Consider the following 15,284-nt stretch of genomic DNA (forward strand, 5'->3'; position numbering starts at 1 on the left):
GATCCTCACGCACGGGTCGCTCCCTGCGCGCGCGACGCGCGTTGCATCAGCAAACGCGCGCCGTCGCGATCGCCTTCGAGTTCGAGCAGCGTGGCCAGATGCGCGAGCGCTTCCGCGTGCTGCGGATCGAGATATAGCGCCTTGCGATACTGGCCGCGCGCGATGTTGGTCTCGCCGTTCGCATCGGCGAGCACGCCGAGCAGGTAGAACGCGTCCGCGTGCGGCGGATGTTGTTGGAGATACGCGTTGACCGCGGCGGCGGCTTCGTCGAGACGGCCGGCGTCCGCGAGCTGGTGCGCGGTGCGCAGCGTGTCGCGCGCGGCGGCGATGGGTGCGTTCGGCGCATTCGCCGCGTTCGCGGTGTAGTTCGACGTAGGGTTCGGCGCGGCGATACCGGTGGGATTGTGTGTGGCGTTTAATGCGTTGCCGCCGCGCGCATGATTTCGGGCTCCGAACGATGCGCCGGCCGCCGCGCCCGCTGCACCGTTGAGCGCCGCGTTGCCATGCGTGCCGCCGCCGGTGTGAGGCCACGCGCGAGACGGCGCACCGAACGACATGGGCGCGCGCTGTGCCTGCGGCGCTTGTGATGTTTGCGATGTTTGCGGCGGCGACTGCGTTTGCGCGAGCGACGAAGACGGTGCCGCCGGCAGCCCGCCCCACGGTGGCGTGCAGCCGACGAACGGCACGGCCCCCGTCGTCGTATCGCCCGCTCCACGCGCAACCGGATCGGGCCACGCGAACGGCTCGGCCGCGTACACCGGCGCCGGGGCGAGCGCCAGCGCGGGCGGCGGCGTCAGCGCAAGGGCGGCGGCGCTGGCGAGCGGCGCGGTGTGCCAGCAGTTCGCCTGCGTGCTGCCCGGCGGCGCGCGATGAAACGCGAACGCGAGCGGAATCTTCGCCGACTGCATCCCGTAGCGCATCAGCAAGCCGGTTTCGGCCGGCCCGACGAACAGCGTGCCGGTGTCGGCGAGCACGCTGTCGAGTGCCTGCAACGCGATCTGCTGGGTCTCGCGATCGAAATAGATCAGCACGTTGCGGCAAAACACGAAGTCGTAGACGCCGAGCGCGGCGGCATCGAGTTGCATCAGATTCGCGTGCGCAAAGCGCACCGTGTCGACGATCCTCGGCGCGAGCTGCCAGCCTTCGTCGGTGCGGCTGAAGTGCGCGTCGCGAAACGCGAGTGCGTTGCCGCGAAACGAGTTGCGTCCGTAGTGCGCGCGCTGCGCGAGCGCGAGCGAACGCTCGTTGATGTCCATCGCGTCGATGCGGAACTGCGCGGCGTCGAGCCCCGCATCGAGCAGCGCCATCGCGATCGTGTACGGCTCTTCGCCGGTCGAGCAGGGCAGGCTCAGAATCCGCAGCGGCGTCGCGTGACCGCGCGTGCGCAGCCGTTCGTTCAGACGCTCGTGCGCGAGCCGAGCGAGCGCGCGGAATGCGTCGGCGTCGCGGAAGAACCAGGTCTCCGGCACGGTCAGCGTTTCGACCAGCGCCTGCAGCAGCGCGGGCGAGGTCTGCACCGCGTTCCAGTAATCGGCGAGCGTCGCGTCGACGTGACCGTCCGCGCACCATGCGCTCGCGTGCTGATCGACCGCGCGTTCGATCGAACGATGACCGAGCGAACTCGCGTCGAGTCCCATCGTCCGGTGCAGCAGGCCGGTGAAGTGGCGGTAGAGCGCGGCGTTGTCGTGATGCGCGTTCATGCGTGCGCCTCGGGAAACAGCAATGCCTGGACGTCGGCGGGCAACAGTTGTTCGACGCGGATCCACTGTACGAGGCCGCCCGCTTCGCTCGCGACCGGACCGAGATAGCGCGCGTGCGGGGTGTCGATGCCGGTCGCGTGAAATGCTTCGGGTTCCAGACGAATCGTGCGGGTCGCGCCTTCGAGCAGCAGCGCGAGCAAGCGCACGCGGCCCGCGTGCGGATAGCGCACCAGCACCATGCGGGTCGACATCAGTTGCGCGGCCGGGCGGCCGAGCGCGAGCGCGGGGACGTCGATCAGCGGCAGCGGCGCGCCGTCGTGTTCGAGCACGCCGGCGACCCACGCCGGCGCGCCGGGGATCGTCTTCGGCGGCGTGCGCGGGTCGAGCGGCATCATCCGCTCCACCTGCGTCGCGTCGATCACGTAGCGTTCGTTGTCGAGCGTGAAGAGAATGAAGAGCATCGGCGGGGGCGCGAAGCGTGACTCAGGCGGGCGGCGACGAACCGGACGACGAACCGGACGACCGGCGCGACGCCCTCATGCCGCGACCTTGAAGCGCGACACGCCGGTGCGCAGACTGTTGGCGACGTGAGTCAGATCGTCGATCGCCTGGGTCGACTGACGCAGCGATTCGGCGGTCTGCTGCGCGGCCTCCGACAGCTGCGTCAGCGCCTGGGTGATCTGCTCGGCGCCGGTCGCCTGGGTCTGCATCCCTTCGTTGACCATCGAAAAACGCGGCGCGAGCTGCTGCACCTGCTCGATGATCTGGGTCAGATGGCCGCCGACGTTCTGCACGTCGTGCATGCCGCGGCGCACTTCCTCGGAGAACTTGTCCATCCCCATCACGCCGGCGGCGACCGCCGACTGGATTTCCTTGACCATCTGTTCGATGTCGTAGGTCGCGACCGCGGTCTGGTCGGCGAGACGGCGGATTTCGGTCGCGACGACCGCGAAGCCGCGGCCGTATTCGCCAGCTTTTTCCGCTTCGATCGCCGCGTTCAGCGACAGCAGGTTGGTCTGATCCGCGACCTTGGTGATCGTCGCGACGACCTGGTTGATGTTGCTGGCTTTCTCGTTGAGGATCGCGAGTTTCGCGTTGACCGAGCCGGCCGCCTCCATCACGTGGCGCATGGTTTCCTCCATGCGCGCGAGCCCCGCGTGGCCGGTGCCGGCGAGCGCGGCCGACTGGCCCGCCACTTCAGACACCTCGTTCATCGTGCGCAGCAGGTCGCGCGAGGTCGCGAAGATCTCGCGAGAGGTTGCGCCGATTTCGGTGGTGGTCGCGGCGGTTTCGTTCGCGGTGGCCTGCTGTTCGCGCGAGGTCGCGGCGATTTCGGTCACCGACGTGGTCACCTGCACCGCCGATTTCTGCGCCTGGCCGACCAGCGCGGTCAGCTCGTCGGTCATCCGGTTAAAGCCCGACTCGAGCGCGCCGATTTCGTCGGAACGGTTCAGTTGCAGACGCTGGGTCAGATCGCCGGTGCGCATCACGTCGACCACCTGCAGCACCTTCGCCATCGGCACGGTGACCGCGCGCAGCAGCCAGTAGCCGGCCAGCACCGCGACGATCGCGGCGAGCAGCAGCATCACCAGCAGCACGATGCGGGTGGCCTCGACCGAGTTGCGAATGCTTTCGGCCGACTGATCCGCGTAACCCTTGTTGCCTTCGACCAGCTTGCGCACGATCACCCGGCCGCTTTCCCAGATCGGCGTGAGCTGCGTGTTGAAGATGCGCGTGGCGTTCTCGCGCGAGGCCGGCAGGTTATCCAGCAGCGTCGCCTGGAGCGGCGTGTACTGCGCGTGGAACTGGCGGAATTCGTTGAAAAGTTCGCGGTCGGACGCGCGGAAAACGGTGGCGCCGTAGTCGTTGAAGAGCTTTTGCAGGGTCTGCTGGGTCTCCTGCAGACGCGCGGTGTCGCGTTTGATCGAGTCGGCGTCCGCGTCGACGAACAGCAGACGCTGGGTGGTCGAGTAGTTCTCGAACCAGGCCGCGCGCATCGCGGTCGCGTAATAGAGGCCGGGCATCGAGTCTTCCTGCTGACTCTTCGCATCGTGATCGATCGCGCCCAGCTGCTCGAAGGTGACGACCGCCATGACCAGCATCACGATCAGCACGATCCCGAAGCTGCAAAGAATCCGTTGCCGGATGGTCCATTGTTTCACGCGCTGCCCCCTGCCTGACCTTGCCTCGTCCCCCGTATCGGTCCCCGTTGGACCGGATCGTCGGGTCGGTGCTTTTCTGTTCATCGGACAAATCCGATGGCTCCAGCGGCGAATTCTACATGGATAGCAACGGTGTCTTGCACGGAATAGAAGGCAAAATCGTGTGCATTACGGGCAAACACGGGCTTCCGGCGGCGATTTGTTATGTGCCTGTTACATAGTTAATCAGCGGTTACCAACTGCAGCATCTATTTCCCCACGAGTGGCTCAGAATTCGTTCCATGCCTGAACGGCAGGAGCTAAATATGAAAAAGATCGCAGTAGCGTTGGTAATGGCGGGTAGTTTGACGATGGCGGGCCAGGCGTCCGCGCACGGACATGGCGGCGGCGACGTGGTCGGCGCGCTGATCGGCGGCGCGGTGCTCGGCGCGGTGGTCAGTTCCGTGCTGAACCCGGCACCGGTGGTCGCTTATCAGCAGCCGGCCTACGCGGCCCCGCCGCCCGGATATTGCTACGACGATTACCGGCGTGCGTATGTCGCCTGCGGGGCGCCGCCGCCGGGACAGTACGGTTACGCGCAGCCGCCGCAACCGCAGCCGGGCTGGTAATGGATTGAGCCGCTGCGGACGAACCGCGCGCAAACAAAAAGGCCGTCGCCTCTCGCGACGGCCTTTTCAATTCGGGGTACTGGCTAATGCCTGTGATGCAGCCACTCCGCGTAATGCGTATCGAGCCAGCGCTCGAGCTTCGGTGGCTGGGACGGGTCGCGATGACGCGACGTCATCCAGATGGCCAGGCCGATCACGATCATGACGGCAGGTCCCATCAAATAGGCGAGCAGCGATTCAGACATCGGAACCTCCGTATCGGCTTGCATCCATCTCTCAGTGTAGGCGATGGAAGCGGGGATAGAACGACGATGTGAAGCGGTCGCTTGAAGCGGCTGCGACGCGTTTTGGCGGTGGTTTCGAAACCTGTTTTTCTGGTGATTTTTCCTTTTTATGATTGGGTTTAAGGCGACGTATTTTCGGCCTGTGTACCAATCCGTGGGCCGTGTCCGCGCGAACGGCGGATCACGCCAAAACCCATCTCGATGCCGTCAGGCCGCCCCGTGCGCGGCGTGCCGCGCGGCTTCTATCTGGCTATCGACAAAGTCCGCCCAACTCTGAAGCAGGCGATGCTGGCGCGTGGCTTCAGTGGTTGCTTCGGTTTGCGCTTCGGTTTGCGTCTTGGCTTTCGTTTCGGCTGCGCTGTGCGTCGCGTCGCGGGCGTCCGCCTGCTGCCCCAGCTCGCGCAGATGTGTCGACGCAGTGCGACGGAAGTCATGCAGCACGAAGTGCTCCACGTCGAGCCCCAGAGCCTTGACCGCCTGGTTCAGCGTGCTTTTCGCGATCGGCCGGTCGTCGCCGCGCACGCTTGGGAACAGGTAGTTGTCGCTGGCCCGGTCGCGCTGCAACTCGCGCAGCAGCGTGAGCGCCTGGCGCGACAGGTAGACGACGCGGTCCGCCCGCGCTCGCTCGCCCGCGTTCAGGCGCGCGGCGGGGATCGTCCAGCGCGCCCGGTCTAAATCGAATTCGGCCCACTTCGCGTCCACGAGCTCGGACTTGCGCGCCATCGTCAGCACCAGCAGGTGCAGCGCGAGCTTCAGCGGCCGGCGGATGTTCGAGGTGTCGATCGTGCGCAGCGTGACGCCGATCTCGGCGCCGGACAGCACGCGGGTGCGGCTGTCGAACGTTGCGATCGAGCGCGCCGGGACGATTTGCGCGGGGTTGCTCGTCGCGAGTTGGCGCGCGATCAGATATACGTACAGGCGCTTGACGACGTTGCGCGTATGCAGGGCCATCTTCGGCGAGCCGCGCCGCTTGATGCGTTCGCAAATCGCGACGATGTCGTCGGCGCTGACCGCGCCGATCGGCTTGTTGCCGATCGCCGGCAGCACGTCTTTGTCGAGCGCGCGGCGGGTGGTGCGGCGGTATTCGTCGGATTTGCCGGCCAGCGCGGTCGCCAGATACAGCTCGGCGGCCTCGCGCAGCACGTCGGCCTTGCTTTCGGCGCCGCGGTCGCGGCGCGCGGTGGCGACCGGCGAGATGCCCTGGGCGACCATCGCCGCGTACTTTTGCGCCTTTGCGCGCGCGACGCGCAGCGAAATCATCCGGTAATCGCCGATCGTCGCAAGCGGCTGGCGTTTGCCGTTCAGCGTGTAGCGGAAGCGCCAGATCTTGCTGCCGGTCGTCATCACCTCGATCACGAGGCCGTTGCCATCGGCGATGCAGTAGCGGGTCGCGCGCGGTTCGAGTGCGCGGACCTGGGATTCGGTGAGGGGAGTGGCGAGGCGGGGCATGCGGGGGACCTTGGGTGCGGAGTGCGGCGATTTTAATGCTTGCGCCGGGCTGTGTACCAAAGATTCGGTGGATTTGGAGTAGGTGGGGCGGTGAGTTGAGCGTGCGGGGAGGTCGGTTATTTATTTGTTCGTGGTGCTGCTGGGCCGGCTGAGCGCCAGCATGACGGCTGACTCATAACCTTGAAATATATTCCAAGTCCTTTTCTAAATTGGATTAATCGTCATCAAGAATTTTTTGCGTACCTAAATAGAGGCTAAAACTCAAGGTGACTCGGGTTCCTCAAGGTGCCCTCATTAGATAACGTTTCCGTCCTTACCATCGTCTTCCCAATCGTTTGGGCGTGATCGGCGTGTTCGCCAAACCGTGGCGACTCGACATTGTCGGCAGAGCTGCTGGGCATGCGTAATCCCGCAGCCGTCGAGACGGCACTATTTCGGCAACTTCTTCTGGGTTCGCTCGATCTGCTGAATACTCGTCTCAGGCGTAGGCAATTTTTCGGGCATCGTTCCGCCCAGTTCCTGAATCGTTTGCCGCACCTTTTGGCCCACCGCAAAATGCGTTTGATTCGCGCGCTGTTTACCCAGGATGTCGTCGCGCCGTAGTTTCTCCTCGGTCTGAGTTGCACGGAACAGATTGGCCGCGAGTTCCGTGCTGCCCATGTGGTCGAGGATCTTCTGGCTCTTTTTCAGGCCTTTCTTCGTGTGGATTTCCTTGCTGCTAAGGCCGCCGTACAAACCTTTGTAGCCGTGGTCCTGAAAGATCGCGTAGTCGATTGGCGTCTCGACCCCTGCATCCCTGGCGGCCGCGGCCAGGTGCTTGTTGTGCGTCACCAATTCGTTGCGAATCGCAAGACGCCGCTCGTCCTCGCTGAGCTGGGCAAACTTCGCATCGTCGGCGAGTTCCTGGCGGCGTGTCTGCAGCGCGAAGTAGGTTTGCCCGTTAGCGATCACCGGCTTCGATGGGTCACCATTCTGGACGATCAGGTAGCAGGCATAGCGAGACAGGCATACGTCATCGATCGGGCGTTGCGCACCGGAACCGATGCCGACCATTTTGCGCATCTCCGCAAAATGGTCTTCCACCGGTTGTTCGCTCTGACGGCAGGCTTCCCGCGCCTTATCGAGCACCGGCAGGAAGTTGCGCCATTGCGAATAGTCGAGCAGCGGCGCGAGGTCACGAGCAAACCAGAACTCCGAGCCGCTGTCGTCGATCTGCCTGATGCTTTCGAAGGTCCGATGATGACCGGCTTCTAGCGCGTTGCTGTTTGTCACTGATACCCTCCGCGCAGTGGATGGCCGCCAGTTGGCAGCAGTTACCGGCAATTTTAAAGCGGAATACTGTCTTTTTATACAGGTATCGAGGTAGGCCGAACGGCGAACGCTGGACACGGCGTCCATCGTTGCACAGTGGGTGAACGTGCCGCTTTTGAGCAGACCCGCCGGCTGCGCGTCGTCCGCGAGCGTCACGGATGGCGCAGCGCCCAGACAGGTTCGTCCGGCGAGCGCGCGCTCACGACTTTTGTGCGTGCCTACGAAACGGGCGACGACCGCGGTCGAGCGCTTGGCCCGGACGACCTGAGTCGCGGTCGCTTACTCGGAGGTATGGTGTTCTGCGCGTTGCGCGTCGTTTGCCAGTTGCTTATTTGCCAATACAAAACCGACTAAAAATCACCCCCAGCAGATCATCCGAACTGAACTCCCCAGTAATCGAGTTCAGCTGATCCTGCGCGAGCCGCAATTCCTCGGCGAACAGATCGAGCGCCTGAGCGTTCTGTTCCGCGTGCGCGGCGGCGGTCGCCAGGTGTTCTTCGGCCGCGCGCAGCGCAATCAGATGCCGCTCGCGCGCGAGGTACACGCTCTCCGCGCCCGCCTGCCATCCAGCGATGCGCAGCAACTCGTCGCGCAGCAACGAAACGCCGGCGCCCTGTTTCGCCGACAACCGCACCTCGCTGAGTTCGAGATCGGCATCGAGCGCCTGGGTCGCCGGCGCGAGCCCGGTCAGATCGGTTTTGTTCAGCACCCGCACGACCGGCACCGCACGCGGGAAACGCGCGGCGATGGTTTCGTCGTCGGCGGTCATGCCGGTGCGCGCGTCGAGCAGATGCAGCACCACGTCCGCACGCTCGATCTCGCCCCACGTGCGCTCAATGCCGATCTTCTCGACCTCGTCCTCGGTCTCGCGCAACCCGGCCGTATCGATCACATGCAGCGGAATGCCTTCGATCTGGATCGTCTGCGCGACCTTGTCGCGCGTCGTGCCGGCGATCGGCGTGACGATCGCGAGCTCCGCGCCGGCCAGCGCATTGAGCAGCGACGACTTGCCGACGTTCGGCTGCCCCGCGAGCACGACCGACAACCCCTCGCGCAGCAACGCGCCCTGGCGCGCCTCGCTCAGCACGAGCGCGAGGCGCTCGCGAATCCGCGCGAGCTTGCCGCGCGCGTCGGCGGCTTCGAGGAAGTCGATTTCCTCTTCGGGAAAGTCGAGCGTCGCTTCGACCAGCATCCGCAGCGTGATCACCTCTTCGACCAGCGCGTGAATGTCGCGCGAGAACGCGCCGTCGAGCGAGCGGCCAGCCGAACGCGCGGCGGCCTCGGTGCTCGCCTCGATGAGATCGGCGACCGCTTCGGCCTGCGCCAGATCGAGCTTGTCGTTCAGAAACGCGCGACGCGTGAACTCACCGGGCTCGGCAAGCCGCAGACCGAACGCGCGACCGGCATCGATACAGCGCTGCAGCACCAGTTGCAGCACGACCGGCCCGCCGTGCCCCTGCAGTTCCAGCACGTGCTCGCCTGTATACGAATGCGGCGCCGGAAAGTACAGCGCGATGCCGCGATCGAGCGGGTTGCCGCTCGCATCGAGAAATGGCACGTAGCTCGCGTGGCGCGGCGCGAGCGTCTGACCGGTGAGCGCCTGCATCAGCGGCTGCGCGGCCGCCTCGCCGGCGCGGCCGAACGAAATCCGCACTACGCCGATGCCTCCCCGGCCGGGCGCGGTGGCAATGGCGACGATGGGATCGGAGTCGGTCGTAAGCATGGAAGTCCGGCAAAAACACGAGGGGGAGAGGAGGGCGGCACCGGGCGGGAACATCCGCGACCGAAGCGCGACGCATTGTAACGCGCGCATCTCAAATGCAATGGCGCTCGAAACCGACGCGATCCAGCCGGCGCCGGCGCTCAGACCACTTTCGGACGAAATAGGATTTATCCTAGACAAGCTAGGATTACTACCATCATTTCCCCAGACGATTCATGCTCAAAATGCACTCCACTTTGAGCAAACGCAAGCCAGACAATAAAAAGATGAAAAAAACCGATTTCTGGCAATGCGTTGCCCGGCGCGCTCTGCAAGCTAAAACTATCTCAAATAAGCAAAATACGCGCTTGCCCGGTTGTCAACTGGTTTGACGTTGAATTGCACAATCTGGCCCATGCCAACCGTCAAAGAAAAAGCTGCGTTCGCCAAGAGGCTGAATGATCTGCTCGAGCCGCTGAAGATTCGCGGCGGAACCGCACTTTCCGAGCAGTTCAATCTCCGTTACCACGGCGACCGTCCAGTGACACCGCAAACCGCGCACAAGTGGATCAAGGGCACGACGATTCCGAAGCCCGACAAGCTGCGCACGCTCGCCGAGTGGTTGAACGTCAACGAGCACTGGCTTCATTACGGACCGTCGCCCGGCACCAACGCGCGGCCGATGGCACGCGGCGAAAAGTATCCGCCGACTCCGGAAACGATCGAACTCGCATCTAAAATTGCGTCGCTGACGCCGAAAGACCGGACCCTGGTCGAGGAAATGATCGTGCGCTTCTACGGCGAAGACGCCGACGAAGAGTAAGCAACTTGAAGATACCGCGCGGCTCACTCTAGCGCCGCCACGCTATTTCAGCCGCACCAAGTAAAAAAGCCGCCCGGTTCGCACCGGGCGGCTTTTTGTTTGCAGCGAGCGTCGCGGCGGCGATGGAACGAGCCGCCGCGAGGGACCGGGCCTTAGGCCGGCTTGACCTTCGACTTGCCCATCATCCGCGTGATGTAGTACTGCTGCGCGATCGACAGCACGTTGTTCACCACGTAGTACAGCACCAGACCGGCCGGGAAGAAGAAGAACATCACCGAGAACGCGATCGGCATGAACATCATCATCTTGGCTTGAACCGGGTCCGGCGGCGTCGGGTTCAGCTTGGTCTGCAGGAACATCGACACGGCCATCAGCACCGGCAGGATGAAGTACGGGTCCTGCTGCGACAGATCCTGAATCCACCAGATCCACGGCGCACCGCGCATTTCCACCGACGACAGCAGCACCCAGTACAGCGAGATGAACACCGGAATCTGGATCAGCACCGGCAGACAGCCGCCGAACGGATTGACCTTCTCGGTCTTGTACAGCTCCATCAGCGCCGCGTTCATCTTCTGCGGATCGCCCTTGAAGCGCTCGCGCAACGCCTGCATACGCGGCGTGATCACCTTCATGCGCGCCATCGACTTGTAGCTCGCGGCCGACAGCGGGAAGAACACCGCCTTGATCAGCAGCGTGAGCAGCACGATCGACCAGCCCCAGTTGCCGACATAGCTGTGGATCTTCGACAGCAGCCAGAACAGCGGCTTCGCGATGATCGTGACCATCCCGTAGTCCTTCACCAGATCGAGGCCCGGGGCGATGCCGGCGAGCATCTTCTCTTCTTCCGGACCGGCGAACAGGCGCGCGCTGACGCTAACCGTCTGACCCGGCTGGATCGTCGGCAGCGCCTGCTTCAAACCCACTCGATACAGCGACGGATCGATCTTCTCGGCGTAGTAGTCACGCTTCACGCCGTCCTGCGGAATCCACGCCGACGCGAAGTAGTGCTGGACCATCGCGACCCAGCCGTCGTTGGCCGTCTTCGCGAAATCTTCCTTGTTCTTGTCGAGGTCGCTGAACGTCATCTTCTGGAAGTGATGCTCGTTCGTATAGACAGCCGGGCCGATGAACGTGTGCGAGAAACGCGGCGTTTCGACCGGCTGGTCGTCGCGCACCAGTTCCATATAGACCTGCGGCGTCACCGCCGTGGTGCCGACGTTCTGGACCTTCGTCTCGACGCCGATCACATAGCTGCCGCGCGTGAACGTATACGTCTTGATGACTTTCAGGCCGCCCTTTTCCGGCGACTCGAAGCTCATCTGGAACGAGTTCTGACCATCCGCCAACTGGGTCGGCTGATTCGGCATCAGCGTGAAGACGTCGTTGTGATTCGGGAAATCGCCACCGAGCAGACCCGTGCGGGCGAGATAGGTGTGATTGTTGGTCCGGTCGAACAGCGTGATCACGAGATCCGGCTGCTTGCCGTCGCCTTCCTTCAGCAGCGACAGGCGCGACACCGTGCCGCCCCGGGTGTCGATTTCGCCGCTATAGACGTCGGTGCTGAACTTGACCAGTTGCGATTGCGTGGCGGCCGGCGCGTTGCCAGGCGCTGCTGCGTTGGTGGCCGGCAGATCGGCCGGCTGGGTTCCCGGCGTCGTGGTTCCCGGTGCGGCGCTGCCCGTGGTCTGGGTCGGCGTCGTGCTCGGGAAGAACATCGACGGGCGTCCGTGGTCGCGTTGCCAGTTGTCGAACAGCATGACAGCTGACATGAAAAAGATGACCCATAGGACGGTGCGTTTGATATCCATGCGTTGTCTCAGTGTCGATGGAACGGCGCGTCAGCGCTTTTCAGAAGTGGGTGGCGGGACGAGATCGATGCCGCCCGCGGAAAACGGGTGACAGCGGCAAACACGCCTCACGGCGAGATAAGTCCCGCGCGCGGCGCCATGATACTGGATTGCCTCGCGCGCGTAATCAGAACAGGAAGGGTAAAAACGGCACCGGTCGCCAAGCATGGGGCTGATGGCGAGCTTGTAAAAACGCAATAAAGCGAAGAGTACCGTTTGCATGGCAGGTGCGGCCGGAGGGCGCCGCGCAACAACGTGGAGTACCGGGCGACGTCCGCACCCCGGAAACTGCCGGCGCAACCTGAATTGCGTCGGAAGGGTGCGGCGATCCCTGCGTCATTCCGTCCTCGGCGCTTCCGCGGGGGGCGCCTGACGACGGGTAATTTCGCGCGCTGCCTTGTCGAGCAACGCCTCGATTTCGCTGCGGCACAGCGCCTTCAACGGCGGCGACGACGCACTCGGCATAGCCTTTTTGTCGAACCGCGTATGCAGGCGCAGCAGCACATCCCAACCGTCGAACTCGGCGCGCCGCAGCCGGAACGACTCGCGCGCGATCCGGCGTACCAGATTCCGCGTGGCCGCGCGCGGCGCGTACTTCTTGCCGATCACGAGGCCAAGTCGCGCCTCATTGCCGGTGGGCCGACCGTACACAACGAAGTGCGCGGTACGGCGCCAGGGCCGCAAACGAAAAACGGATGAAAATTCATCCGTTTTTAGCAGCCTTGCGGCTTTGGGGAAGGCGGCTTGCGCTGGCAACGGAACCGAGCCCGGTTGCTGCGCCCCGGCCGTTCCCGCTTCGCCGCGGGCTTCGGTCACAGCGCGCAATCCGCTCGCCTTAGATCGCGAGGCGCTTGCGGCCCTTCGCGCGACGTGCGTTGATGACCTTGCGGCCACCAGCGGTCTTCATACGGACGCGGAAGCCGTGGGTGCGCTTGCGACGGGTAACGGAAGGTTGGTAAGTACGTTTCATGTTGCTCTCACTTGATCGAAAAAAACCGCGCGATCATCGCTGAAAGCGCAATGGCCGGTGGTTTACTGAAATTGGTTTTCGCGGAACCCGCTATTTAAGCTGGTTTTTCGTTGGCCGTCAATAGTTTAGCCTGGATCGGGAAGCGCGCGTGCGTGTCCGGGCAGGTGATCGGTCCCTGTGGATAACTCACTGGCGACTCCGTTTTGGCGTTAGAATCTCGCCTTACTTCCCAAAAATGTTGCACGTCGCTCCGGCACGTTTGTCCCGCAAACCCTTGTGGCACAAGCGCCTGGGGCGTTTACGCCTGGCTGCTCAGGGCCTTGTTGCGCGCTCGCGACAGGGGCAGCGGCGAGCTCCGTGCACACCATAACGACAGCATCTTGATGAACGAATTCTGGCAACACTGTTCCGCATTGCTAGAGCGTGAGCTTACGCCCCAGCAGTACGTGACGTGGATCAAACCATTGGCCCCGGTCGCCTTCGACGCCGATGCGAACACGTTGAGCATCGCCGCGCCGAACCGCTTCAAGCTCGACTGGGTCAAGAGCCAGTTCTCCGGCCGCATCGCGGATATGGCCCGCGATTTCTGGCAGGCCCCGATCGACGTGCAATTCGTGCTGGACCCGAAGGCCGGGATGCGCGGCGCCGCAGCCGCGCCGGCTCCGGCGCCTGTGCGCGCGACATCGGCGGCTCCCCAGGGTCACCACGCGGGTGGCGCAGCGGCCGTCGATGCAGCCGTCGGCGCGGTGCAGGCTGCGCACCTCGCGCGCTCCAATCCGATGGGCGCCGCGGCAGCCGCTGCCGCGCAACACGGGAACCCGCGCGCCGCGGCCGATGACGCCGCCGACCTCGATCTGCCGAGCCTCGACGCCCACGAAGCCGCCGCCGCGCGTCGCACGTGGCGCCCGGGCCAAGGCGCGGGCGCGCCCGCGGCCGGCGAGAACGACTCGATGTACGAGCGCTCGAAGCTGAACCCGGTGCTGACCTTCGACAACTTCGTGACCGGTAAGGCGAACCAGCTGGCGCGCGCAGCGGCGATCCAGGTCGCCGATAACCCGGGCATTTCGTACAACCCGCTGTTCCTGTATGGCGGCGTGGGTCTCGGTAAGACCCACCTGATCCACGCGATCGGCAACCAGCTGTTGATGGACAAGCCCGGCGCGCGGATCCGCTATATCCACGCGGAACAGTACGTGTCGGACGTGGTGAAGGCGTACCAGCGCAAGGCGTTCGATGACTTCAAGCGCTACTACCACTCGCTCGACCTGCTGCTGATCGACGATATTCAGTTCTTCTCCGGCAAGTCGCGTACGCAAGAGGAATTCTTCTACGCGTTCGAGGCGCTGGTCGCGAACAAGGCGCAGGTGATCATCACCAGCGATACGTATCCGAAGGAAATTTCGGGTATCGACGACCGCCTGATCTCGCGCTTCGACTCCGGCCTGACGGTGGCGATCGAGCCGCCCGAGCTGGAAATGCGCGTCGCGATTCTGATGCGCAAGGCGCAATCGGAATTCGTGAGCCTGAACGAGGACGTCGCGTTCTTCGTCGCGAAGCATCTGCGCTCGAACGTGCGTGAACTCGAAGGCGCGCTGCGCAAGATCCTCGCGTACTCGAAGTTCCACGGCCGCGAAATCACGATCGAGCTGACGAAAGAAGCGCTGAAAGACCTGCTGACGGTGCAGAACCGGCAGATTTCGGTGGAAAACATCCAGAAGACCGTTGCCGATTTCTACAGCATCAAGGTCGCGGATATGTATTCGAAGAAGCGTCCGGCGAACATCGCGCGGCCGCGCCAGATCGCGATGTATCTGGCCAAGGAACTGACGCAGAAGAGTCTGCCGGAAATCGGCGAGCTGTTCGGCGGGCGCGACCACACGACGGTGCTGCACGCGGTGCGCAAGATCGCCGACGAGCGCAGCAAGGACGCGCAGCTGAACCACGAGCTGCACGTTCTGGAGCAGACGCTGAAGGGCTAAGCGGGGAAGCCGTGGAGTTGGCGGAAGTTGGCCGGAAAAGGCTGGCGAAGCGGTAGGGCGCAGGAGAAGTCAGCAGGAACGGGCGGCTCGAAATGCGTCTGAACCAAATAGGAGTCCTGGCGAAAAAGGCGAAACCGAAGCGGTGGCAGATCGAAAACCGCGCTTCAGATTGGCCGCCGCTCGCGCCGCGCTTCGCAGCACCGGTAACCCGCCTCCAACCACCCCGATTCCGCACCGCAAAATCGACCTGTTTATTCCCGAACTCGCCCCCAATTTAGTGAGGCGGTCCCGTTTTCAGGCACAATACAGGTTTAACCGCCCGGCGGCCGCGGGCGGATTTCACGCCGTGACGGGCGCTAGCGTGGCGCCGGCGGGGAGCCGTGGCTGCACGCTGGAAATGCTTGTCACATCAGGCGTGCAGGCCGTTATATCAACGAAGGAACCCT

General features: G+C 63.9%; 14 protein-coding genes. 3 read left to right on the forward strand and 11 right to left on the reverse strand.

All coding sequences use genetic code 11. From position 1 onward, the window contains the following. Window positions 1-5: 5 nt before the first annotated feature. The 3 genes from BTH42_RS00125 to BTH42_RS00135 all read right to left on the reverse strand — a co-directional run bounded on the left by BTH42_RS00125 (window position 6) and on the right by BTH42_RS00135 (window position 3,862). The gene (locus BTH42_RS00125; protein WP_075294699.1) at window positions 6-1,700 is read right to left on the reverse strand and encodes a protein-glutamate O-methyltransferase CheR; all 1,695 of its coding nucleotides are present in this window, start codon (window positions 1,698-1,700) and stop codon (window positions 6-8) included. Further along, the gene (locus BTH42_RS00130) at window positions 1,697-2,161 is read right to left on the reverse strand and encodes a chemotaxis protein CheW (protein ID WP_075294700.1); all 465 of its coding nucleotides are present in this window, start codon (window positions 2,159-2,161) and stop codon (window positions 1,697-1,699) included. Before BTH42_RS00130 ends, BTH42_RS00125 begins: the two co-directional genes overlap by 4 nt. Window positions 2,162-2,236: 75 nt before the next feature. Continuing rightward, window positions 2,237-3,862, reverse strand: a complete 1,626-nt coding sequence (locus BTH42_RS00135; protein WP_075294701.1) for a methyl-accepting chemotaxis protein — start codon at window positions 3,860-3,862, stop codon at window positions 2,237-2,239. A 305-nt stretch (window positions 3,863-4,167) separates the two neighbouring features. Here BTH42_RS00135 and BTH42_RS00140 point away from each other — a divergent pair, with 305 nt between their 5' ends. Beyond that, window positions 4,168-4,470, forward strand: coding sequence for an ecotin precursor (locus tag BTH42_RS00140; RefSeq protein ID WP_075294702.1), 303 nt, complete (start codon window positions 4,168-4,170; stop codon window positions 4,468-4,470). A gap of 83 nt (window positions 4,471-4,553) precedes the next feature. On the opposite strand, the gene BTH42_RS35305 is transcribed toward BTH42_RS00140, so the two are convergent. The 4 genes from BTH42_RS35305 to mnmE form a co-directional block, all read right to left on the reverse strand. Then, window positions 4,554-4,715, reverse strand: coding sequence for a hypothetical protein (locus tag BTH42_RS35305; protein ID WP_178392095.1), 162 nt, complete (start codon window positions 4,713-4,715; stop codon window positions 4,554-4,556). 246 nt (window positions 4,716-4,961) lie between these two features. Continuing rightward, entirely contained in the window at window positions 4,962-6,203 is a 1,242-nt protein-coding gene (locus BTH42_RS00150; protein WP_075294704.1) for an integrase arm-type DNA-binding domain-containing protein, read from the reverse strand. Between the two features lie 429 nt (window positions 6,204-6,632). Next, a complete protein-coding gene (gene dinD, locus BTH42_RS00155; RefSeq protein ID WP_256701673.1) occupies window positions 6,633-7,670 on the reverse strand; it encodes a DNA damage-inducible protein D in 1,038 nt (345 codons plus the stop codon). Window positions 7,671-7,842: 172 nt separating this feature from the next. Next, entirely contained in the window at window positions 7,843-9,237 is a 1,395-nt protein-coding gene (mnmE, locus tag BTH42_RS00160) for a tRNA uridine-5-carboxymethylaminomethyl(34) synthesis GTPase MnmE (RefSeq protein ID WP_075294706.1), read from the reverse strand. A gap of 394 nt (window positions 9,238-9,631) precedes the next feature. Here mnmE and BTH42_RS00165 point away from each other — a divergent pair, with 394 nt between their 5' ends. Next, complete coding sequence (locus tag BTH42_RS00165) at window positions 9,632-10,039, forward strand: transcriptional regulator (RefSeq protein ID WP_075294707.1); 408 nt, start codon at window positions 9,632-9,634, stop codon at window positions 10,037-10,039. Window positions 10,040-10,191: 152 nt separating this feature from the next. Here BTH42_RS00165 and yidC read toward each other — a convergent pair whose 3' ends face one another. From yidC to rpmH, 4 genes are all read right to left on the reverse strand, one after another. Then, complete coding sequence (gene yidC / locus BTH42_RS00170) at window positions 10,192-11,850, reverse strand: membrane protein insertase YidC (RefSeq protein ID WP_075294708.1); 1,659 nt, start codon at window positions 11,848-11,850, stop codon at window positions 10,192-10,194. 30 nt (window positions 11,851-11,880) lie between these two features. Then, entirely contained in the window at window positions 11,881-12,111 is a 231-nt protein-coding gene (gene yidD / locus BTH42_RS00175) for a membrane protein insertion efficiency factor YidD (protein ID WP_075294709.1), read from the reverse strand. A 114-nt stretch (window positions 12,112-12,225) separates the two neighbouring features. Continuing rightward, a complete protein-coding gene (locus BTH42_RS00180; RefSeq protein ID WP_075294739.1) occupies window positions 12,226-12,705 on the reverse strand; it encodes a ribonuclease P protein component in 480 nt (159 codons plus the stop codon). Window positions 12,706-12,724: 19 nt separating this feature from the next. Then, entirely contained in the window at window positions 12,725-12,859 is a 135-nt protein-coding gene (gene rpmH, locus BTH42_RS00185; protein WP_004198824.1) for a 50S ribosomal protein L34, read from the reverse strand. Between the two features lie 383 nt (window positions 12,860-13,242). Here rpmH and dnaA point away from each other — a divergent pair, with 383 nt between their 5' ends. Then, window positions 13,243-14,838, forward strand: a complete 1,596-nt coding sequence (gene dnaA / locus BTH42_RS00190) for a chromosomal replication initiator protein DnaA (protein WP_075294710.1) — start codon at window positions 13,243-13,245, stop codon at window positions 14,836-14,838. Window positions 14,839-15,284: the final 446 nt, after the last annotated feature.

Origin of the sequence: Burkholderia sp. SRS-W-2-2016 (assembly GCF_001931485.1) — a bacterium.
Classification (GTDB): Bacteria; Pseudomonadota; Gammaproteobacteria; order Burkholderiales; family Burkholderiaceae; genus Paraburkholderia.

Bases quoted from the DNA above. Each gene is read 5' to 3' on its own strand.
- BTH42_RS00125 (WP_075294699.1), bottom strand. From the start codon at position 1,700: ATGAACGCGCATCACGACAACGCCGCGCTCTACCGCCACTTCACCGGC.
- BTH42_RS00130 (WP_075294700.1), bottom strand. From the start codon at position 2,161: ATGCTCTTCATTCTCTTCACGCTCGACAACGAACGCTACGTGATCGAC.
- BTH42_RS00140 (WP_075294702.1), top strand. From the start codon at position 4,168: ATGAAAAAGATCGCAGTAGCGTTGGTAATGGCGGGTAGTTTGACGATG.
- BTH42_RS35305 (WP_178392095.1), bottom strand. From the start codon at position 4,715: ATGTCTGAATCGCTGCTCGCCTATTTGATGGGACCTGCCGTCATGATC.
- BTH42_RS00150 (WP_075294704.1), bottom strand. From the start codon at position 6,203: ATGCCCCGCCTCGCCACTCCCCTCACCGAATCCCAGGTCCGCGCACTC.
- mnmE (WP_075294706.1), bottom strand. From the start codon at position 9,237: ATGCTTACGACCGACTCCGATCCCATCGTCGCCATTGCCACCGCGCCC.
- BTH42_RS00165 (WP_075294707.1), top strand. From the start codon at position 9,632: ATGCCAACCGTCAAAGAAAAAGCTGCGTTCGCCAAGAGGCTGAATGAT.
- yidC (WP_075294708.1), bottom strand. From the start codon at position 11,850: ATGGATATCAAACGCACCGTCCTATGGGTCATCTTTTTCATGTCAGCT.
- yidD (WP_075294709.1), bottom strand. From the start codon at position 12,111: ATGCAAACGGTACTCTTCGCTTTATTGCGTTTTTACAAGCTCGCCATC.
- rpmH (WP_004198824.1), bottom strand. From the start codon at position 12,859: ATGAAACGTACTTACCAACCTTCCGTTACCCGTCGCAAGCGCACCCAC.
- dnaA (WP_075294710.1), top strand. From the start codon at position 13,243: ATGAACGAATTCTGGCAACACTGTTCCGCATTGCTAGAGCGTGAGCTT.